Consider the following 16,943-nt stretch of genomic DNA (forward strand, 5'->3'; position numbering starts at 1 on the left):
TATGTATAATGCGCGGGCTTGTCGTAGTTGACAGCAGGTTCAATCTGAACCTCAGTTAGCCGAATTTGGCTACCTAACAATGCTCCCAATCGGGGAGCTACGTAAGAACGGTTACACTCTCCCATCAATCGTAATGGGTCTGAGGAGTAATCATTTTCGTTTATAAAATAATTGGAGCTCTGGTCTCATGCAGAACCAAAGAATCCGTATCCGCCTGAAAGCGTTTGATCATCGTCTGATCGATCAAGCAACCGCGGAAATCGTCGAGACTGCTAAGCGCACTGGTGCGCAGGTCCGTGGTCCGATCCCGCTGCCGACACGCAAAGAGCGCTTCACTGTTCTGATCTCCCCGCACGTCAACAAAGACGCGCGCGATCAGTACGAAATCCGTACTCACTTGCGTCTGGTTGACATCGTTGAGCCAACCGAGAAAACCGTTGATGCTCTGATGCGTCTGGATCTGGCTGCCGGTGTAGACGTGCAGATCAGCCTGGGTTAATCAGGTCATTGAGCGATTGAGAGGTTGAAACAATGATTGGTTTAGTCGGTAAAAAAGTGGGTATGACCCGTATCTTCACAGAAGACGGCGTTTCTATCCCAGTAACCGTAATCGAAGTTGAAGCAAACCGCGTTACTCAGGTTAAAGACCTGGCTAACGATGGCTACCGTGCTATTCAGGTGACCACCGGTGCTAAAAAAGCTAACCGTGTGACCAAGCCTGAAGCTGGACACTTCGCTAAAGCTGGCGTAGAAGCTGGCCGTGGTCTGTGGGAATTCCGCCTGGCTGAAGGCGAAGAGTTCACTGTAGGTCAGAGCATTAGCGTTGAACTGTTTGCTGACGTTAAAAAAGTTGACGTAACTGGCACCTCTAAAGGTAAAGGTTTCGCAGGTACCGTTAAGCGCTGGAACTTCCGTACCCAGGACGCTACTCACGGTAACTCCTTGTCTCACCGCGTTCCGGGTTCTATCGGTCAGAACCAGACTCCGGGCAAAGTGTTCAAAGGCAAGAAAATGGCAGGTCAGATGGGTAACGAACGTGTAACCGTTCAGAGCCTTGACGTAGTACGCGTTGACGCTGAGCGCAACCTGCTGCTGGTTAAAGGCGCTGTCCCGGGTGCAACCGGTAGCGACCTGATCGTTAAACCAGCTGTGAAGGCGTAAGGAGATAGCAATGGAATTAGTATTGAAAGACGCGCAGAGCGCGCTGACTGTTTCCGAAACTACCTTCGGTCGTGATTTCAACGAAGCGCTGGTTCACCAGGTTGTTGTTGCTTATGCAGCTGGTGCTCGTCAGGGTACTCGTGCTCAGAAGACTCGTGCTGAAGTAACTGGTTCCGGTAAAAAACCGTGGCGCCAGAAAGGCACCGGCCGTGCGCGTTCTGGTTCTATCAAGAGCCCGATCTGGCGTTCTGGTGGCGTGACCTTTGCTGCTCGTCCGCAGGACCACAGTCAAAAAGTTAACAAGAAGATGTACCGCGGCGCGCTGAAAAGCATCCTGTCCGAACTGGTACGTCAGGATCGTCTGATCGTTGTCGAGAAGTTCTCTGTAGAAGCGCCGAAAACTAAGCTGCTGGCACAGAAACTGAAAGACATGGCTCTGGAAGATGTGCTGATCATCACCGGTGAGCTGGACGAGAACCTGTTCCTGGCTGCGCGCAACCTGCACAAGGTTGACGTACGCGATGCAACTGGTATCGACCCGGTTAGCCTGATCGCCTTCGACAAAGTCGTAATGACTGCTGATGCTGTTAAGCAAGTTGAGGAGATGCTGGCATGATTCGTGAAGAACGTCTGCTGAAGGTGCTGCGTGCACCGCACGTTTCTGAAAAAGCGTCTACTGCGATGGAAAAATCCAACACCATCGTACTCAAAGTTGCTAAAGACGCGACCAAAGCAGAAATCAAAGCTGCTGTGCAGAAACTGTTTGAAGTCGAAGTCGAAGTCGTTAACACCCTGGTAGTTAAAGGGAAAGTTAAACGTCACGGACAGCGTATCGGTCGTCGTAGCGACTGGAAAAAAGCTTACGTCACCCTGAAAGAAGGCCAGAATCTGGACTTCGTTGGCGGCGCTGAGTAAGTCGGAGGAGTAATACAATGGCAGTTGTTAAATGTAAACCGACATCTCCGGGTCGTCGCCACGTAGTTAAAGTGGTTAACCCTGAGCTGCACAAGGGCAAACCTTTTGCTCCGTTGCTGGAAAAAAACAGCAAATCCGGTGGTCGTAACAACAATGGCCGTATCACCACTCGTCATATCGGTGGTGGCCACAAGCAGGCTTACCGTATTGTTGACTTCAAACGCAACAAAGACGGTATCCCGGCAGTTGTTGAACGTCTTGAGTACGATCCGAACCGTTCCGCGAACATCGCGCTGGTTCTGTACAAAGACGGTGAACGCCGTTACATCCTGGCCCCTAAAGGCCTGAAAGCTGGCGACCAGATTCAGTCTGGCGTTGATGCTGCAATCAAACCAGGTAACACCCTGCCGATGCGCAACATCCCGGTTGGTTCTACTGTTCATAACGTAGAAATGAAACCAGGTAAAGGCGGTCAGCTGGCACGTTCCGCTGGTACTTACGTTCAGATCGTTGCTCGTGATGGTGCTTATGTCACCCTGCGTCTGCGTTCTGGTGAAATGCGTAAAGTAGAAGCAGACTGCCGTGCAACTCTGGGCGAAGTTGGCAATGCTGAGCATATGCTGCGCGTTCTGGGTAAAGCAGGTGCTGCACGCTGGCGTGGTGTTCGTCCGACCGTTCGCGGTACCGCGATGAACCCGGTAGACCACCCACATGGTGGTGGTGAAGGTCGTAACTTTGGTAAGCACCCGGTAACTCCGTGGGGCGTTCAGACCAAAGGTAAGAAGACCCGCAGCAACAAGCGTACTGATAAATTCATCGTACGTCGCCGTAGCAAATAATTTTAGAGGATAAGCCATGCCACGTTCTCTCAAGAAAGGTCCTTTTATTGACCTGCACTTGCTGAAGAAGGTAGAGAAAGCGGTGGAAAGCGGAGACAAGAAGCCCCTGCGCACTTGGTCCCGTCGTTCAACGATCTTTCCTAACATGATCGGTTTGACCATCGCTGTCCATAATGGTCGTCAGCACGTTCCGGTATTTGTAACCGACGAAATGGTCGGTCACAAACTGGGTGAATTCGCACCGACTCGTACTTATCGCGGCCACGCTGCTGATAAAAAAGCGAAGAAGAAATAAGGTAGGAGGAAGAGATGGAAACTATCGCTAAACATCGCCATGCTCGTTCTTCTGCTCAGAAGGTTCGCCTTGTTGCTGACCTGATTCGCGGTAAGAAAGTGTCGCAGGCTCTGGATATTTTGACCTACACCAACAAGAAAGCGGCTGTACTGGTCAAGAAAGTTCTGGAATCTGCCATTGCTAACGCTGAACACAACGATGGCGCTGACATTGACGATCTGAAAGTTACGAAAATTTTCGTAGACGAAGGCCCGAGCATGAAGCGCATTATGCCGCGTGCAAAAGGTCGTGCAGATCGCATCCTGAAGCGCACCAGCCACATCACTGTGGTTGTGTCCGATCGCTGAGACTCTGGAGACTAGCAATGGGTCAGAAAGTACATCCTAATGGTATTCGCCTGGGTATTGTAAAACCATGGAACTCTACCTGGTTTGCGAACACCAAAGAATTCGCTGACAACCTGGACAGCGATTTTAAAGTACGTCAGTACCTGACTAAGGAACTGGCTAAAGCGTCCGTATCTCGTATCGTTATCGAGCGTCCGGCTAAGAGCATCCGTGTAACCATTCACACTGCTCGCCCGGGTATCGTTATCGGTAAAAAAGGTGAAGACGTAGAAAAACTGCGTAAGGTCGTAGCGGACATCGCTGGCGTTCCTGCACAGATCAACATCGCCGAAGTTCGTAAGCCTGAACTGGACGCAAAACTGGTTGCTGACAGCATCACTTCTCAGCTGGAACGTCGCGTTATGTTCCGTCGTGCTATGAAGCGTGCTGTACAGAACGCAATGCGTCTGGGCGCTAAAGGTATTAAAGTTGAAGTTAGCGGCCGTCTGGGCGGCGCGGAAATCGCACGTACCGAATGGTACCGCGAAGGTCGCGTACCGCTGCACACTCTGCGTGCTGACATCGACTACAACACCTCTGAAGCGCACACCACTTACGGTGTAATCGGCGTTAAAGTGTGGATCTTCAAAGGCGAGATCCTGGGTGGTATGGCTGCTGTTGAACAACCGGAAAAACCGGCTGCTCAGCCTAAAAAGCAGCAGCGTAAAGGCCGTAAATAAGGAGCGTCGCTGATGTTACAACCAAAGCGTACAAAATTCCGTAAAATGCACAAAGGCCGTAACCGCGGTCTGGCGCAGGGTACGGATGTTAGCTTCGGCAGCTTCGGTCTGAAAGCTGTTGGCCGTGGTCGTCTGACTGCACGTCAGATCGAAGCAGCACGTCGTGCTATGACCCGTGCAGTTAAGCGTCAAGGTAAGATCTGGATCCGTGTGTTCCCGGACAAACCGATCACTGAAAAGCCGCTGGCAGTGCGTATGGGTAAAGGTAAAGGTAACGTGGAGTATTGGGTTGCCTTGATTCAGCCGGGTAAAGTCCTGTATGAAATGGACGGTGTTCCGGAAGAGCTGGCCCGTGAAGCATTCAAGCTGGCAGCAGCGAAACTGCCGATTAAAACCACCTTTGTAACTAAGACGGTGATGTAATGAAAGCAAAAGAGCTGCGTGAGAAGAGCGTTGAAGAGCTGAACACCGAGCTGCTGAACCTGCTGCGTGAGCAGTTCAACCTGCGTATGCAGGCTGCAAGTGGCCAGCTGCAACAGTCTCACCTGTTGAAGCAAGTGCGTCGCGATGTCGCACGCGTTAAGACTTTACTGAACGAGAAGGCGGGTGCGTAATGACCGATAAAATCCGTACTCTGCAAGGTCGCGTTGTTAGCGACAAAATGGAGAAATCCATTGTTGTTGCTATCGAACGTTTTGTGAAACACCCGATCTACGGTAAATTCATCAAGCGTACGACCAAACTGCACGTACATGACGAGAACAACGAATGCGGTATCGGTGACGTGGTTGAAATCCGCGAATGCCGTCCGCTGTCCAAGACTAAATCCTGGACGCTGGTTCGCGTTGTAGAGAAAGCGGTTCTGTAATACAGTACACTCTCTCGATACGAATAAACGGCTCAGAAATGAGCCGTTTATTTTTTCTACCCATATCCTTGAAGCGGTGTTATAATGCCGCGCCCTCGATATGGGGATTTTTAACGACCTGATTTTCGGGTCTCAGTAGTAGTTGACATTAGCGGAGCACTAAAATGATCCAAGAACAGACTATGCTGAACGTCGCCGACAACTCCGGTGCACGTCGCGTAATGTGTATCAAGGTTCTGGGTGGCTCGCACCGTCGCTACGCAGGCGTAGGCGACATCATCAAGATCACCATCAAAGAAGCAATTCCGCGTGGTAAGGTCAAAAAAGGTGATGTGCTGAAGGCGGTAGTGGTGCGCACCAAGAAGGGTGTTCGTCGCCCGGACGGTTCTGTCATTCGCTTCGATGGTAATGCTTGTGTTCTTCTGAACAACAACAGCGAGCAGCCTATCGGTACGCGTATTTTTGGGCCGGTAACTCGTGAGCTTCGTAGTGAGAAGTTCATGAAAATTATCTCTCTGGCACCAGAAGTACTCTAAGGAGCGAATCATGGCAGCGAAAATCCGTCGTGATGACGAAGTTATCGTGTTAACCGGTAAAGATAAAGGTAAACGCGGTAAAGTTAAGAATGTCCTGTCTTCCGGCAAGGTCATTGTTGAAGGTATCAACCTGGTTAAGAAACATCAGAAGCCGGTTCCGGCCCTGAACCAACCGGGTGGCATCGTTGAAAAAGAAGCCGCTATTCAGGTTTCCAACGTAGCAATCTTCAATGCGACAACCGGCAAGGCTGACCGTGTAGGCTTTAGATTCGAAGACGGTAAAAAAGTCCGTTTCTTCAAGTCTAACAGCGAAACTATCAAGTAATTTGGAGTAGTACGATGGCGAAACTGCATGATTACTACAAAGACGAAGTAGTTAAAAAACTCATGACTGAGTTTAACTACAATTCTGTCATGCAAGTCCCTCGGGTCGAGAAGATCACCCTGAACATGGGTGTTGGTGAAGCGATCGCTGACAAAAAACTGCTGGATAACGCAGCAGCAGACCTGGCAGCAATCTCCGGTCAAAAACCGCTGATCACCAAAGCACGCAAATCTGTTGCAGGCTTCAAAATCCGTCAGGGCTATCCGATCGGCTGTAAAGTAACTCTGCGTGGCGAACGCATGTGGGAGTTCTTTGAGCGCCTGATCACTATTGCTGTACCTCGTATCCGTGACTTCCGTGGCCTGTCCGCTAAGTCTTTCGACGGTCGTGGTAACTACAGCATGGGTGTCCGTGAGCAGATCATCTTCCCAGAAATCGACTACGATAAAGTCGACCGCGTTCGTGGTTTGGATATTACCATTACCACTACTGCGAAATCTGACGAAGAAGGCCGCGCTCTGCTGGCTGCCTTTGACTTCCCGTTCCGCAAGTAAGGTAGGGTTACTAAATGGCTAAGCAATCAATGAAAGCACGCGAAGTAAAACGCGTAGCTTTAGCTGATAAATACTTCGCGAAACGCGCTGAACTGAAAGCGATCATCTCTGATGTGAACGCTTCCGACGAAGATCGTTGGAACGCTGTTCTCAAGCTGCAGACTCTGCCGCGTGATTCCAGCCCGTCTCGTCAGCGTAACCGCTGCCGTCAAACAGGTCGTCCGCATGGTTTCCTGCGGAAGTTCGGGTTGAGCCGTATTAAGGTCCGTGAAGCCGCTATGCGCGGTGAAATCCCGGGTCTGAAAAAGGCTAGCTGGTAATTGTCACCAATTGAATCACGGGAGTAAAGACAGATGAGCATGCAAGATCCGATCGCGGATATGCTGACCCGTATCCGTAACGGTCAGGCCGCGAACAAAGCTGCGGTCACCATGCCTTCCTCCAAGCTGAAAGTGGCAATCGCCAACGTGCTGAAGGAAGAAGGTTTTATTGAAGATTTTAAAGTTGAAGGCGACACCAAGCCTGAACTGGAACTTACTCTGAAGTATTTCCAGGGCAAAGCTGTTGTAGAAAGCATTCAGCGTGTCAGCCGCCCAGGTCTGCGCATCTATAAACGTAAAGATGAGCTGCCGAAAGTTATGGCGGGTCTGGGTATCGCAGTTGTTTCTACCTCTAAAGGTGTTATGACTGATCGTGCAGCGCGCCAGGCTGGTCTTGGTGGCGAAATTATCTGCTACGTAGCCTAATCGGAGGAAAAAATGTCTCGTGTTGCTAAAGCACCGGTCGTTGTTCCTGCCGGCGTTGACGTAAAAATCAACGGTCAGGTTATTACGATCAAAGGTAAAAACGGCGAGCTGACTCGTACTCTCAACGATGCTGTTGAAGTTAAACATGCAGATAATACCCTGACCTTCGGTCCGCGTGATGGTTACGCAGACGGTTGGGCACAGGCTGGTACCGCGCGTGCCCTGCTGAACTCAATGGTTATCGGTGTTACCGAAGGCTTCACTAAGAAGCTGCAGCTGGTTGGTGTAGGTTACCGTGCAGCGGTTAAAGGCAATGTGATTAACCTGTCTCTGGGTTTCTCTCATCCTGTTGACCATCAGCTGCCTGCGGGTATCACTGCTGAATGTCCGACTCAGACTGAAATCGTGCTGAAAGGCGCTGATAAGCAGGTGATCGGCCAGGTTGCAGCGGATCTGCGCGCCTACCGTCGTCCTGAGCCTTATAAAGGCAAGGGTGTTCGTTACGCCGACGAAGTCGTGCGTACCAAAGAGGCTAAGAAGAAGTAAGGTAACACTATGGATAAGAAATCTGCTCGTATCCGTCGTGCGACCCGCGCACGCCGCAAGCTCCAGGAGCTGGGCGCAACTCGCCTGGTGGTACATCGTACCCCGCGTCACATTTACGCACAGGTAATTGCACCGAACGGTTCTGAAGTTCTGGTAGCTGCTTCTACTGTAGAAAAAGCTATCGCTGAACAACTGAAGTACACCGGTAACAAAGACGCGGCTGCAGCTGTGGGTAAAGCTGTCGCTGAACGCGCTCTGGAAAAAGGCATCAAAGATGTATCCTTTGACCGTTCCGGGTTCCAATATCATGGTCGTGTCCAGGCACTGGCAGATGCTGCCCGTGAAGCTGGCCTTCAGTTCTAAGGTAGAGGTGTAAGATGGCTCACATCGAAAAACAAGCTGGCGAACTGCAGGAAAAGCTGATCGCGGTAAACCGCGTATCTAAAACCGTTAAAGGTGGTCGTATTTTCTCCTTCACAGCTCTGACTGTAGTTGGCGATGGTAACGGTCGCGTTGGTTTTGGTTACGGTAAAGCGCGTGAAGTTCCAGCAGCGATCCAGAAAGCGATGGAAAAAGCCCGTCGCAATATGATTAACGTCGCGCTGAATAACGGTACTCTGCAACACCCTGTTAAAGGTGTTCATACGGGTTCTCGCGTATTCATGCAGCCGGCTTCCGAAGGTACCGGTATCATCGCCGGTGGTGCAATGCGCGCCGTTCTGGAAGTCGCTGGGGTTCATAACGTTCTGGCTAAAGCGTATGGTTCCACCAACCCGATTAACGTGGTTCGTGCAACTATCGATGGCCTGGAAAATATGAATTCTCCAGAAATGGTCGCTGCCAAGCGTGGTAAATCCGTTGAAGAAATTCTGGGGAAATAAACCATGGCAAAGACTATTAAAATTACTCAAACCCGCAGTGCAATCGGTCGTCTGCCGAAACACAAGGCAACGCTGCTTGGCCTGGGTCTGCGTCGTATTGGTCACACCGTAGAGCGCGAGGATACTCCTGCTATTCGCGGTATGATCAACGCGGTTTCCTTCATGGTTAAAGTTGAGGAGTAAGAGATGCGTTTAAATACTCTGTCTCCGGCCGAAGGCTCCAAAAAGGCGGGTAAACGCCTGGGTCGTGGTATCGGTTCTGGCCTCGGTAAAACCGGTGGTCGTGGTCACAAAGGTCAGAAATCTCGTTCTGGCGGTGGCGTACGTCGCGGTTTCGAGGGTGGTCAGATGCCTCTGTACCGTCGTCTGCCGAAATTCGGCTTCACTTCTCGTAAAGCAGCGATTACAGCCGAAGTTCGTCTGTCTGACCTGGCTAAAGTAGAAGGCGGTGTTGTAGACCTGAACACGCTGAAAGCGGCTAACATTATCGGTATCCAGATCGAGTTCGCGAAAGTGATCCTGGCTGGCGAAGTAACGACTCCGGTAACTGTTCGTGGCCTGCGTGTTACTAAAGGCGCTCGTGCTGCTATCGAAGCTGCTGGCGGTAAAATCGAGGAATAAGTAGCAGATGGCTAAACAACCGGGATTAGATTTTCAAAGTGCCAAAGGTGGCTTAGGCGAGCTGAAACGCAGACTGCTGTTTGTTATCGGTGCGCTGATTGTGTTCCGTATTGGCTCTTTTATTCCGATCCCTGGTATTGATGCCGCTGTACTTGCCAAACTGCTTGAGCAACAGCGAGGCACCATCATTGAGATGTTTAACATGTTCTCTGGTGGTGCTCTCAGCCGTGCTTCTATCTTTGCTCTGGGGATCATGCCGTATATTTCGGCGTCGATCATTATCCAGCTACTGACGGTGGTTCATCCAACGTTGGCAGAAATTAAGAAAGAAGGGGAGTCTGGTCGTCGTAAGATCAGCCAGTACACCCGCTACGGTACTCTGGTGCTGGCAATATTCCAGTCGATCGGTATTGCTACCGGTCTGCCGAATATGCCTGGTATGCAAGGCCTGGTCATTAACCCGGGCTTTGCATTCTACTTCACCGCTGTTGTAAGTCTGGTCACAGGAACCATGTTCCTGATGTGGTTGGGCGAACAGATCACTGAACGAGGTATCGGCAACGGTATTTCAATCATTATCTTCGCCGGTATTGTCGCGGGACTCCCGCCAGCCATTGCCCATACTATCGAGCAAGCGCGTCAAGGCGACCTGCACTTCCTCGTGTTGCTGTTGGTTGCAGTATTAGTATTTGCAGTGACGTTCTTTGTTGTATTTGTTGAGCGTGGTCAACGCCGCATTGTGGTAAACTACGCGAAACGTCAGCAAGGTCGTCGTGTCTATGCTGCACAGAGCACACATTTACCGCTGAAAGTGAATATGGCGGGGGTAATCCCGGCAATCTTCGCTTCCAGTATTATTCTGTTCCCGGCGACCATCGCGTCATGGTTCGGGGGCGGTACTGGTTGGAACTGGCTGACAACAATTTCGCTGTATTTGCAGCCTGGGCAACCGCTTTATGTGTTACTCTATGCGTCTGCAATCATCTTCTTCTGTTTCTTCTACACGGCGTTGGTTTTCAACCCGCGTGAAACAGCAGATAACCTGAAGAAGTCCGGTGCATTTGTACCAGGAATTCGTCCGGGAGAGCAAACGGCGAAGTATATCGATAAAGTAATGACCCGCCTGACCTTGGTTGGTGCGCTGTACATTACCTTTATCTGCCTGATCCCGGAGTTCATGCGTGATGCAATGAAAGTACCGTTCTACTTCGGTGGGACCTCACTGCTTATCGTTGTTGTCGTGATTATGGACTTTATGGCTCAAGTGCAAACTCTGATGATGTCCAGTCAGTATGAGTCTGCATTGAAGAAGGCGAACCTGAAAGGCTACGGCCGATAATTGGTCGCCCGAGAAGTTACGGAGAGTAAAAATGAAAGTTCGTGCTTCCGTCAAGAAATTATGCCGTAACTGCAAAATCGTTAAGCGTGATGGTGTCATCCGTGTGATTTGCAGTGCCGAGCCGAAGCATAAACAGCGCCAAGGCTGATTTTTTCGCATATTTTTCTTGCAAAGTTGGGTTGAGCTGGCTAGATTAGCCAGCCAATCTTTTGTATGTCTGTGCGTTTCCATTTGAGTATCCTGAAAACGGGCTTTTCAGCATGGAACGTACATATTAAATAGTAGGAGTGCATAGTGGCCCGTATAGCAGGCATTAACATTCCTGATCATAAGCATGCCGTAATCGCATTAACTTCGATTTATGGCGTCGGCAAGACCCGTTCTAAAGCCATCCTGGCTGCAGCGGGTATCGCTGAAGATGTTAAGATCAGTGAGCTGTCTGAAGGACAAATCGACACGCTGCGTGACGAAGTTGCCAAATTTGTCGTTGAAGGTGATCTGCGCCGTGAAATCAGCATGAGCATCAAGCGCCTGATGGATCTTGGTTGCTATCGCGGTTTGCGTCATCGTCGTGGTCTCCCGGTTCGCGGTCAGCGTACCAAGACCAACGCACGTACCCGTAAGGGTCCGCGCAAACCGATCAAGAAATAATCGGGGTGATTGAATAATGGCAAAGGCACCAATTCGTGCACGTAAACGTGTAAGAAAACAAGTCTCTGACGGCGTGGCTCATATCCATGCTTCTTTCAACAACACCATCGTGACTATCACTGATCGTCAGGGTAACGCGTTGGGTTGGGCAACAGCCGGTGGTTCCGGTTTCCGTGGTTCTCGCAAATCCACTCCGTTTGCAGCACAGGTTGCAGCAGAGCGTTGCGCTGACGCCGTGAAAGAATACGGCATCAAGAATCTGGAAGTTATGGTTAAAGGTCCGGGTCCAGGCCGCGAATCTACTATTCGTGCTCTGAACGCCGCAGGTTTCCGCATCACTAACATTACTGATGTGACTCCGATCCCTCATAACGGTTGTCGTCCGCCGAAAAAACGTCGCGTATAACGCCTCGTTTTCCAGGTTTGTTGGAGAAAGAAAATGGCAAGATATTTGGGTCCTAAGCTCAAGCTGAGCCGTCGTGAGGGCACCGACTTATTCCTTAAGTCTGGCGTTCGCGCGATCGATACCAAGTGTAAAATTGAACAAGCTCCTGGCCAGCACGGTGCGCGTAAACCGCGTCTGTCTGACTATGGTGTGCAGTTGCGTGAAAAGCAAAAAGTTCGCCGTATCTATGGTGTGCTGGAGCGTCAGTTCCGTAACTACTACAAAGAAGCAGCACGTCTGAAAGGCAACACCGGTGAAAACCTGTTGGCTCTGCTGGAAGGTCGTCTGGACAACGTTGTATACCGTATGGGCTTCGGTGCCACTCGTGCAGAAGCACGTCAGCTGGTTAGCCATAAAGCAATTATGGTAAACGGTCGTGTTGTTAACATCGCTTCTTATCAGGTTAGTCCGAATGACGTTGTAAGCATTCGTGAGAAAGCGAAGAAGCAGTCTCGCGTGAAAGCCGCTCTGGAGCTGGCTGAGCAGCGTGAAAAGCCAACCTGGCTGGAAGTTGATGCTGGCAAGATGGAAGGTACGTTTAAGCGTAAGCCGGAGCGTTCTGATCTGTCTGCGGACATTAACGAACACCTGATCGTCGAGCTTTACTCCAAGTAAAGCTTAGTACCAAAGAGAGGACACAATGCAGGGTTCTGTGACAGAGTTTCTAAAACCGCGCCTGGTTGATATCGAGCAAGTGAGTTCGACGCACGCCAAGGTGACCCTTGAGCCTTTAGAGCGTGGCTTTGGCCATACTCTGGGTAACGCACTGCGCCGTATTCTGCTCTCATCGATGCCGGGTTGCGCGGTGACCGAGGTTGAGATTGATGGTGTACTACATGAGTACAGCACCAAAGAAGGCGTTCAGGAAGATATCCTGGAAATCCTGCTCAACCTGAAAGGGCTGGCGGTGAGAGTTCAGGGCAAAGATGAAGTTATTCTTACCTTGAATAAATCTGGCATTGGCCCTGTGACTGCAGCCGATATCACCCACGACGGTGATGTCGAAATCGTCAAGCCGCAGCACGTGATCTGCCACCTGACCGATGAGAACGCGTCTATTAGCATGCGTATCAAAGTTCAGCGCGGTCGTGGTTATGTGCCGGCTTCTACCCGAATTCATTCGGAAGAAGATGAGCGCCCAATCGGCCGTCTGCTGGTCGACGCATGCTACAGCCCTGTGGAGCGTATTGCCTACAATGTTGAAGCAGCGCGTGTAGAACAGCGTACCGACCTGGACAAGCTGGTCATCGAAATGGAAACCAACGGCACAATCGATCCTGAAGAGGCGATTCGTCGTGCGGCAACCATTCTGGCTGAACAACTGGAAGCTTTCGTTGACTTACGTGATGTACGTCAGCCTGAAGTGAAAGAAGAGAAACCAGAGTTCGATCCGATCCTGCTGCGCCCTGTTGACGATCTGGAATTGACTGTCCGCTCTGCTAACTGCCTTAAAGCAGAAGCTATCCACTATATCGGTGATCTGGTACAGCGTACCGAGGTTGAGCTCCTTAAAACGCCTAACCTTGGTAAAAAATCTCTTACTGAGATTAAAGACGTGCTGGCTTCCCGTGGACTGTCTCTGGGCATGCGCCTGGAAAACTGGCCACCGGCAAGCATCGCTGACGAGTAACCGGATCACAGGTTAAGGTTTTACTGAGAAGGATAAGGTCATGCGCCATCGTAAGAGTGGTCGTCAACTGAACCGCAACAGCAGCCATCGCCAGGCTATGTTCCGCAATATGGCAGGTTCACTGGTTCGTCATGAAATCATCAAGACGACTCTGCCTAAAGCGAAAGAGCTGCGCCGCGTAGTTGAGCCGCTGATTACTCTTGCCAAGACTGATAGCGTTGCTAATCGTCGTCTGGCATTCGCCCGTACTCGTGATAACGAGATCGTGGCAAAACTGTTTAACGAACTGGGCCCGCGTTTCGCGAGCCGTGCCGGTGGTTACACTCGTATTCTGAAGTGTGGCTTCCGTGCAGGCGACAATGCGCCGATGGCTTACATCGAGCTGGTTGATCGTTCAGAGAAAGCAGAAGCTGCTGCAGAGTAATCTGAAGCAACGTAAAAAAACCCGCCCCGGCGGGTTTTTTTATACCCGTAGCATCCCCACTTATCTACAATAGCTGTACTCTTTTTATTCATCCCCTGGAGTATTTATGTGGTTACTTGACCAGTGGGCAGAGCGTCATATAGCAGAAGCGCAAGCGAAAGGTGAGTTTGATAACCTGGTAGGTAGCGGCGAACCATTGATACTGGATGATGATTCTCATGTGCCACCGGAATTACGTGCGGGGTATCGCTTGCTGAAGAATGCTGGTTGCTTACCGCCAGAACTTGAGCATAGGAGGGAAGCAATACAGCTTCTGGATATTCTCAAAGGTATCCGTCATGATGATCCGCAATATCAAGAGGTTAGTCGTCGATTGTCATTACTGGAATTGAAGCTGCGACAAGCTGGATTGAGTACCGATTTTTTACGCGGCGATTATGCTGACAAGTTGTTGAACAAAATCAACGATAACTAGTGGAGTATGTATGTATCGCATTGGTGAGCTGGCAAAAATGGCGGAAGTAACACCCGACACGATTCGTTATTACGAAAAGCAGCAGATGATGGAGCATGAAGTACGCACCGAAGGTGGGTTTCGCCTGTATACCGAAAGCGATCTCCAGCGATTGAAATTTATCCGCCATGCCAGACAACTAGGTTTCAGTCTGGAGTCGATCCGCGAGTTGCTGTCGATCCGTATCGATCCGGAACACCATACCTGTCAGGAGTCAAAAGGCATTGTGCAGGAACGATTGCAGGAAGTCGAAGCTCGTATAGCCGAGTTGCAGAGTATGCAGCGTTCCTTGCAACGCCTTAATGATACCTGTTGTGGGACCGCCCATAGCAGTGTTTATTGCTCGATTCTTGAAGCTCTTGAACAAGGGGCGAGTGGCGTTAAGAGTGGCTGTTGATTTTTTGCACTGGCAGGATTACACTCGCGCCGTTAAATAACCAACTGGAGTTTTTATGAGCCGATATCAGCATACTAAAGGGCAGATAAAGGATAATGCGATAGAAGCATTACTACATGATCCCTTATTCCGACAGCGAGTAGAGAAAAATAAGAAAGGGAAAGGCAGTTACATGCGAAAAGGAAAACATGGCAATCGGGGGAACTGGGAGGCCAGTGGCAAGAAAGTAAATCACTTTTTTACCACTGGCCTTCTGCTTTCAGACGCTTGTTAAGAGCGGTTATTCTGCTCTTTCAGCAAATCACGAATTTCTGTCAGTAATACTTCTTCTTTAGTTGGTGCAGGTGTTGCTGCTGCTGGTTCTTCTTTTTTCCGATTCAGTTTGTTGATTAGCTTAATCGCCATAAAGATGGCAAAGGCTACTATCAGAAAATCAAAGACGTTTTGAATGAAGACACCGTAATGCATCACAACAGCAGGGATATCCCCTTGGGCCTCGCGTAGCGTGACAGCAAACTGTTTAAAGTCGATCCCGCCAATTAATAAGCCCAGAGGTGGCATGATGATATCGGCAACCAGTGAAGATACAATCTTCCCGAATGCCGCTCCGATAATGACACCCACTGCCAAATCCACCACGTTCCCGCGCATCGCAAATTCGCGAAATTCTTTAATAATGCTCATGTTATTCTCCCTATGAAGCCGACAACCATAAGTCTAACAAATGTTAAGCCATTTTCCTGCCAGGAATGGATTTAATTAATCCTTAATAATCAAAGGGAAATAATAAGGCGTCATTAGACGCCTTATTAATTACAAGAAGAAAGGACTTGGCTGGAAGAGTCTTTCGACGTCGGTAATAAACTTTTTATCTGTGAGGAACATAATTACGTGATCGCCTTGCTCAATGCGCAGATTGTCATTGGCAATCATCACATCGTTTCCACGTACCACCGCTCCAATAATCGTTCCTGGCGGTAGCTTGATTTCGTCAATGACTCTGCCGACAACGCGTGAGGTGCTTTCATCACCGTGAGCAACGGCTTCAATAGCTTCTGCTACGCCGCGGCGTAATGAGGAAACACCAACAATATCTGCTTTTCGCACATGGCTAAGCAACGCAGAAATAGTTGCTTGTTGTGGTGAAATCGCAATATCGATCACGCTCCCCTGAACCAGATCCACATAAGCGCGACGTTGGATCAATACCATCACCTTTTTCGCACCCATACGTTTGGCAAGCATGGCGGACATGATATTGGCCTCGTCATCGTTGGTGACGGCAATAAACAGATCAACTTGATCGATATGTTCTTCGGCCAGCAGTTCTTGATCCGACGCATCACCAAAAAAGACGATCGTATTCTGCAACTTTTCCGCCAGTTCGGCAGCGCGCTGCTGATTACGTTCGATGAGTTTAACGCTGTAATCTTTTTCCAGACGACGCGCCAGCCCTGCACCGATATTACCGCCACCAACCAGCATGATCCGCTTATACGGTTTTTCCAGTCGCTGTAATTCACTCATCACCGCGCGGATATGCTGTGAAGCGGCAATAAAGAACACTTCATCACCAGCTTCAACAATGGTCGAACCTTGCGGACGAATGGGGCGATCGTGGCGGAAAATTGCTGCCACACGAGTATCGATATGTGGCATATGTTCGCGCATGGTCGAAAGTGCATTACCAATCAGCGGGCCGCCATAATAGGCTTTAACCACAGCCAGGCTGACTTTACCCTCAGCGAAGTTCACCACCTGCAATGCGCCGGGATACTCAATCAGTCGGTAAATATTATCGATAACCAACTGCTCTGGTGCGATCAGATGATCAATCGGAACAGCATCTGAATGAAATAGCTTATCGGCATCGCGCACGTAGTCTGGTGAGCGGATACGAGCGATGCGATTAGGGGTGTTGAAAAGTGAGTAGGCTACCTGGCAGGCAACCATATTGGTTTCATCTGAACTGGTTACAGCAACCAGCATATCGGCGTCGTCGGCACCTGCCTCCCGCAATACGCGTGGATGAGAGCCATGCCCCTGCACGACTCGCAGGTCAAATTTATCCTGTAAGGTCCGCAGACGCTCACCGTTGGTATCGACAACAGTAATATCGTTGTTCTCGCCAACCAGGTTTTCCGCCAGTGTGCCGCCAACCTGGCCGGCACCCAGAATGATAATTTTCAT

General features: G+C 50.1%; 33 protein-coding genes. 31 read left to right on the plus strand and 2 right to left on the minus strand.

Going from position 1 to position 16,943, the window contains the following annotated elements; translation table 11 throughout:
- Positions 1 to 187: 187 nt before the first annotated feature.
- The 31 genes from rpsJ to arfA all read left to right on the plus strand — a co-directional run bounded on the left by rpsJ (position 188) and on the right by arfA (position 15,027).
- Positions 188 to 499 (plus strand): 30S ribosomal protein S10, encoded by a 312-nt coding sequence (rpsJ, locus tag EAS44_RS02840; RefSeq protein ID WP_001181004.1) that lies wholly within the window; start codon positions 188 to 190, stop codon positions 497 to 499.
- Positions 500 to 531: 32 nt separating this feature from the next.
- Positions 532 to 1,161 carry a 50S ribosomal protein L3 gene (gene rplC, locus EAS44_RS02845; protein ID WP_000579833.1) on the plus strand — a complete coding sequence of 210 codons (630 nt, stop codon included), beginning with the start codon at positions 532 to 534 and terminating at the stop codon, positions 1,159 to 1,161.
- A 10-nt stretch (positions 1,162 to 1,171) separates the two neighbouring features.
- Positions 1,172 to 1,777: a 50S ribosomal protein L4 gene (gene rplD / locus EAS44_RS02850; protein WP_000424395.1), complete on the plus strand. Its 606-nt coding sequence runs from the start codon at positions 1,172 to 1,174 to the stop codon at positions 1,775 to 1,777.
- The gene (rplW, locus tag EAS44_RS02855; RefSeq protein WP_000617544.1) at positions 1,774 to 2,076 is read left to right on the plus strand and encodes a 50S ribosomal protein L23; all 303 of its coding nucleotides are present in this window, start codon (positions 1,774 to 1,776) and stop codon (positions 2,074 to 2,076) included. Before rplD ends, rplW begins: the two co-directional genes overlap by 4 nt.
- A gap of 17 nt (positions 2,077 to 2,093) precedes the next feature.
- Complete coding sequence (rplB, locus tag EAS44_RS02860) at positions 2,094 to 2,915, plus strand: 50S ribosomal protein L2 (protein WP_000301864.1); 822 nt, start codon at positions 2,094 to 2,096, stop codon at positions 2,913 to 2,915.
- 16 nt (positions 2,916 to 2,931) lie between these two features.
- On the plus strand, positions 2,932 to 3,210 hold the full coding sequence (gene rpsS, locus EAS44_RS02865) for a 30S ribosomal protein S19 (protein WP_001138117.1): 279 nt from the start codon (positions 2,932 to 2,934) through the stop codon (positions 3,208 to 3,210).
- 14 nt (positions 3,211 to 3,224) lie between these two features.
- Positions 3,225 to 3,557: a 50S ribosomal protein L22 gene (gene rplV / locus EAS44_RS02870; RefSeq protein ID WP_000447529.1), complete on the plus strand. Its 333-nt coding sequence runs from the start codon at positions 3,225 to 3,227 to the stop codon at positions 3,555 to 3,557.
- Between the two features lie 17 nt (positions 3,558 to 3,574).
- Positions 3,575 to 4,276: a 30S ribosomal protein S3 gene (gene rpsC / locus EAS44_RS02875; protein WP_000529945.1), complete on the plus strand. Its 702-nt coding sequence runs from the start codon at positions 3,575 to 3,577 to the stop codon at positions 4,274 to 4,276.
- A 12-nt stretch (positions 4,277 to 4,288) separates the two neighbouring features.
- Positions 4,289 to 4,699 (plus strand): 50S ribosomal protein L16, encoded by a 411-nt coding sequence (rplP, locus tag EAS44_RS02880; protein WP_000941212.1) that lies wholly within the window; start codon positions 4,289 to 4,291, stop codon positions 4,697 to 4,699.
- Positions 4,699 to 4,890, plus strand: a complete 192-nt coding sequence (gene rpmC / locus EAS44_RS02885) for a 50S ribosomal protein L29 (protein WP_000644741.1) — start codon at positions 4,699 to 4,701, stop codon at positions 4,888 to 4,890. Before rplP ends, rpmC begins: the two co-directional genes overlap by 1 nt.
- The gene (rpsQ, locus tag EAS44_RS02890) at positions 4,890 to 5,144 is read left to right on the plus strand and encodes a 30S ribosomal protein S17 (RefSeq protein ID WP_000130100.1); all 255 of its coding nucleotides are present in this window, start codon (positions 4,890 to 4,892) and stop codon (positions 5,142 to 5,144) included. The genes rpmC and rpsQ overlap by 1 nt, the downstream gene beginning before the upstream one ends.
- 164 nt (positions 5,145 to 5,308) lie before the next feature.
- Complete coding sequence (gene rplN, locus EAS44_RS02895; RefSeq protein ID WP_000613955.1) at positions 5,309 to 5,680, plus strand: 50S ribosomal protein L14; 372 nt, start codon at positions 5,309 to 5,311, stop codon at positions 5,678 to 5,680.
- 10 nt (positions 5,681 to 5,690) lie between these two features.
- A complete protein-coding gene (gene rplX, locus EAS44_RS02900) occupies positions 5,691 to 6,005 on the plus strand; it encodes a 50S ribosomal protein L24 (protein WP_000729186.1) in 315 nt (104 codons plus the stop codon).
- 14 nt (positions 6,006 to 6,019) lie between these two features.
- Complete coding sequence (rplE, locus tag EAS44_RS02905; protein ID WP_001096200.1) at positions 6,020 to 6,559, plus strand: 50S ribosomal protein L5; 540 nt, start codon at positions 6,020 to 6,022, stop codon at positions 6,557 to 6,559.
- A gap of 14 nt (positions 6,560 to 6,573) precedes the next feature.
- Positions 6,574 to 6,879 (plus strand): 30S ribosomal protein S14, encoded by a 306-nt coding sequence (gene rpsN, locus EAS44_RS02910; RefSeq protein WP_001118930.1) that lies wholly within the window; start codon positions 6,574 to 6,576, stop codon positions 6,877 to 6,879.
- A 33-nt stretch (positions 6,880 to 6,912) separates the two neighbouring features.
- Positions 6,913 to 7,305 (plus strand): 30S ribosomal protein S8, encoded by a 393-nt coding sequence (gene rpsH / locus EAS44_RS02915; RefSeq protein ID WP_000062611.1) that lies wholly within the window; start codon positions 6,913 to 6,915, stop codon positions 7,303 to 7,305.
- Positions 7,306 to 7,317: 12 nt separating this feature from the next.
- Positions 7,318 to 7,851 (plus strand): 50S ribosomal protein L6, encoded by a 534-nt coding sequence (gene rplF / locus EAS44_RS02920; RefSeq protein WP_000091945.1) that lies wholly within the window; start codon positions 7,318 to 7,320, stop codon positions 7,849 to 7,851.
- 9 nt (positions 7,852 to 7,860) lie between these two features.
- A complete protein-coding gene (rplR, locus tag EAS44_RS02925; protein ID WP_000358960.1) occupies positions 7,861 to 8,214 on the plus strand; it encodes a 50S ribosomal protein L18 in 354 nt (117 codons plus the stop codon).
- A 14-nt stretch (positions 8,215 to 8,228) separates the two neighbouring features.
- Positions 8,229 to 8,732, plus strand: a complete 504-nt coding sequence (rpsE, locus tag EAS44_RS02930) for a 30S ribosomal protein S5 (RefSeq protein WP_000940121.1) — start codon at positions 8,229 to 8,231, stop codon at positions 8,730 to 8,732.
- A gap of 3 nt (positions 8,733 to 8,735) precedes the next feature.
- On the plus strand, positions 8,736 to 8,915 hold the full coding sequence (gene rpmD, locus EAS44_RS02935) for a 50S ribosomal protein L30 (protein WP_001140433.1): 180 nt from the start codon (positions 8,736 to 8,738) through the stop codon (positions 8,913 to 8,915).
- Positions 8,916 to 8,918: 3 nt separating this feature from the next.
- Positions 8,919 to 9,353, plus strand: a complete 435-nt coding sequence (rplO, locus tag EAS44_RS02940) for a 50S ribosomal protein L15 (RefSeq protein WP_001238917.1) — start codon at positions 8,919 to 8,921, stop codon at positions 9,351 to 9,353.
- A 7-nt stretch (positions 9,354 to 9,360) separates the two neighbouring features.
- Positions 9,361 to 10,692 carry a preprotein translocase subunit SecY gene (gene secY / locus EAS44_RS02945; RefSeq protein ID WP_001118861.1) on the plus strand — a complete coding sequence of 444 codons (1,332 nt, stop codon included), beginning with the start codon at positions 9,361 to 9,363 and terminating at the stop codon, positions 10,690 to 10,692.
- 31 nt (positions 10,693 to 10,723) lie between these two features.
- Entirely contained in the window at positions 10,724 to 10,840 is a 117-nt protein-coding gene (gene rpmJ / locus EAS44_RS02950) for a 50S ribosomal protein L36 (RefSeq protein ID WP_000868187.1), read from the plus strand.
- 146 nt (positions 10,841 to 10,986) lie between these two features.
- Positions 10,987 to 11,343, plus strand: a complete 357-nt coding sequence (gene rpsM / locus EAS44_RS02955) for a 30S ribosomal protein S13 (protein ID WP_000090775.1) — start codon at positions 10,987 to 10,989, stop codon at positions 11,341 to 11,343.
- A gap of 16 nt (positions 11,344 to 11,359) precedes the next feature.
- Positions 11,360 to 11,749 (plus strand): 30S ribosomal protein S11, encoded by a 390-nt coding sequence (rpsK, locus tag EAS44_RS02960; protein ID WP_001029684.1) that lies wholly within the window; start codon positions 11,360 to 11,362, stop codon positions 11,747 to 11,749.
- Positions 11,750 to 11,782: 33 nt separating this feature from the next.
- On the plus strand, positions 11,783 to 12,403 hold the full coding sequence (rpsD, locus tag EAS44_RS02965; protein WP_000135224.1) for a 30S ribosomal protein S4: 621 nt from the start codon (positions 11,783 to 11,785) through the stop codon (positions 12,401 to 12,403).
- Positions 12,404 to 12,428: 25 nt separating this feature from the next.
- Positions 12,429 to 13,418 (plus strand): DNA-directed RNA polymerase subunit alpha, encoded by a 990-nt coding sequence (gene rpoA, locus EAS44_RS02970; protein ID WP_001162094.1) that lies wholly within the window; start codon positions 12,429 to 12,431, stop codon positions 13,416 to 13,418.
- Between the two features lie 40 nt (positions 13,419 to 13,458).
- Complete coding sequence (gene rplQ, locus EAS44_RS02975) at positions 13,459 to 13,842, plus strand: 50S ribosomal protein L17 (RefSeq protein WP_001216368.1); 384 nt, start codon at positions 13,459 to 13,461, stop codon at positions 13,840 to 13,842.
- A 106-nt stretch (positions 13,843 to 13,948) separates the two neighbouring features.
- Entirely contained in the window at positions 13,949 to 14,317 is a 369-nt protein-coding gene (yhdN, locus tag EAS44_RS02980) for a DUF1992 domain-containing protein (RefSeq protein WP_000266504.1), read from the plus strand.
- Positions 14,318 to 14,327: 10 nt separating this feature from the next.
- On the plus strand, positions 14,328 to 14,753 hold the full coding sequence (zntR, locus tag EAS44_RS02985) for a Zn(2+)-responsive transcriptional regulator (RefSeq protein ID WP_000285610.1): 426 nt from the start codon (positions 14,328 to 14,330) through the stop codon (positions 14,751 to 14,753).
- Positions 14,754 to 14,808: 55 nt separating this feature from the next.
- Positions 14,809 to 15,027: an alternative ribosome-rescue factor ArfA gene (arfA, locus tag EAS44_RS02990; protein WP_000092695.1), complete on the plus strand. Its 219-nt coding sequence runs from the start codon at positions 14,809 to 14,811 to the stop codon at positions 15,025 to 15,027.
- Here the strand turns inward: arfA and mscL are convergent.
- Together mscL and trkA are read right to left on the minus strand one after the other, a co-directional pair.
- Positions 15,024 to 15,437, minus strand: coding sequence for a large-conductance mechanosensitive channel protein MscL (gene mscL / locus EAS44_RS02995; protein ID WP_000022450.1), 414 nt, complete (start codon positions 15,435 to 15,437; stop codon positions 15,024 to 15,026). The genes arfA and mscL overlap by 4 nt on opposite strands.
- 129 nt (positions 15,438 to 15,566) lie before the next feature.
- A complete protein-coding gene (trkA, locus tag EAS44_RS03000) occupies positions 15,567 to 16,943 on the minus strand; it encodes a Trk system potassium transporter TrkA (protein WP_000691382.1) in 1,377 nt (458 codons plus the stop codon).

It is taken from the genome of Escherichia coli DSM 30083 = JCM 1649 = ATCC 11775, from assembly GCF_003697165.2.
In the GTDB taxonomy this organism is placed as follows: domain Bacteria; phylum Pseudomonadota; class Gammaproteobacteria; order Enterobacterales; family Enterobacteriaceae; genus Escherichia; species Escherichia coli.

Coding starts and splice junctions, on each gene's coding strand:
- rpsQ (WP_000130100.1), top strand. CDS start 4,890: ATGACCGATAAAATCCGTACTCTGCAAGGTCGCGTTGTTAGCGACAAA.
- rplN (WP_000613955.1), top strand. CDS start 5,309: ATGATCCAAGAACAGACTATGCTGAACGTCGCCGACAACTCCGGTGCA.
- rplP (WP_000941212.1), top strand. CDS start 4,289: ATGTTACAACCAAAGCGTACAAAATTCCGTAAAATGCACAAAGGCCGT.
- rplQ (WP_001216368.1), top strand. CDS start 13,459: ATGCGCCATCGTAAGAGTGGTCGTCAACTGAACCGCAACAGCAGCCAT.
- rplV (WP_000447529.1), top strand. CDS start 3,225: ATGGAAACTATCGCTAAACATCGCCATGCTCGTTCTTCTGCTCAGAAG.
- yhdN (WP_000266504.1), top strand. CDS start 13,949: ATGTGGTTACTTGACCAGTGGGCAGAGCGTCATATAGCAGAAGCGCAA.
- trkA (WP_000691382.1), bottom strand. CDS start 16,943: ATGAAAATTATCATTCTGGGTGCCGGCCAGGTTGGCGGCACACTGGCG.
- rplC (WP_000579833.1), top strand. CDS start 532: ATGATTGGTTTAGTCGGTAAAAAAGTGGGTATGACCCGTATCTTCACA.
- rplB (WP_000301864.1), top strand. CDS start 2,094: ATGGCAGTTGTTAAATGTAAACCGACATCTCCGGGTCGTCGCCACGTA.
- rpsJ (WP_001181004.1), top strand. CDS start 188: ATGCAGAACCAAAGAATCCGTATCCGCCTGAAAGCGTTTGATCATCGT.
- rplX (WP_000729186.1), top strand. CDS start 5,691: ATGGCAGCGAAAATCCGTCGTGATGACGAAGTTATCGTGTTAACCGGT.
- secY (WP_001118861.1), top strand. CDS start 9,361: ATGGCTAAACAACCGGGATTAGATTTTCAAAGTGCCAAAGGTGGCTTA.
- rpsE (WP_000940121.1), top strand. CDS start 8,229: ATGGCTCACATCGAAAAACAAGCTGGCGAACTGCAGGAAAAGCTGATC.
- rpoA (WP_001162094.1), top strand. CDS start 12,429: ATGCAGGGTTCTGTGACAGAGTTTCTAAAACCGCGCCTGGTTGATATC.
- rpsD (WP_000135224.1), top strand. CDS start 11,783: ATGGCAAGATATTTGGGTCCTAAGCTCAAGCTGAGCCGTCGTGAGGGC.
- mscL (WP_000022450.1), bottom strand. CDS start 15,437: ATGAGCATTATTAAAGAATTTCGCGAATTTGCGATGCGCGGGAACGTG.
- rpmJ (WP_000868187.1), top strand. CDS start 10,724: ATGAAAGTTCGTGCTTCCGTCAAGAAATTATGCCGTAACTGCAAAATC.
- rpsC (WP_000529945.1), top strand. CDS start 3,575: ATGGGTCAGAAAGTACATCCTAATGGTATTCGCCTGGGTATTGTAAAA.
- rpsH (WP_000062611.1), top strand. CDS start 6,913: ATGAGCATGCAAGATCCGATCGCGGATATGCTGACCCGTATCCGTAAC.
- rplF (WP_000091945.1), top strand. CDS start 7,318: ATGTCTCGTGTTGCTAAAGCACCGGTCGTTGTTCCTGCCGGCGTTGAC.
- rpsK (WP_001029684.1), top strand. CDS start 11,360: ATGGCAAAGGCACCAATTCGTGCACGTAAACGTGTAAGAAAACAAGTC.
- rplE (WP_001096200.1), top strand. CDS start 6,020: ATGGCGAAACTGCATGATTACTACAAAGACGAAGTAGTTAAAAAACTC.
- rpmC (WP_000644741.1), top strand. CDS start 4,699: ATGAAAGCAAAAGAGCTGCGTGAGAAGAGCGTTGAAGAGCTGAACACC.
- rplD (WP_000424395.1), top strand. CDS start 1,172: ATGGAATTAGTATTGAAAGACGCGCAGAGCGCGCTGACTGTTTCCGAA.
- rpsS (WP_001138117.1), top strand. CDS start 2,932: ATGCCACGTTCTCTCAAGAAAGGTCCTTTTATTGACCTGCACTTGCTG.
- arfA (WP_000092695.1), top strand. CDS start 14,809: ATGAGCCGATATCAGCATACTAAAGGGCAGATAAAGGATAATGCGATA.
- rpsN (WP_001118930.1), top strand. CDS start 6,574: ATGGCTAAGCAATCAATGAAAGCACGCGAAGTAAAACGCGTAGCTTTA.
- rplR (WP_000358960.1), top strand. CDS start 7,861: ATGGATAAGAAATCTGCTCGTATCCGTCGTGCGACCCGCGCACGCCGC.
- zntR (WP_000285610.1), top strand. CDS start 14,328: ATGTATCGCATTGGTGAGCTGGCAAAAATGGCGGAAGTAACACCCGAC.
- rplW (WP_000617544.1), top strand. CDS start 1,774: ATGATTCGTGAAGAACGTCTGCTGAAGGTGCTGCGTGCACCGCACGTT.
- rpmD (WP_001140433.1), top strand. CDS start 8,736: ATGGCAAAGACTATTAAAATTACTCAAACCCGCAGTGCAATCGGTCGT.
- rplO (WP_001238917.1), top strand. CDS start 8,919: ATGCGTTTAAATACTCTGTCTCCGGCCGAAGGCTCCAAAAAGGCGGGT.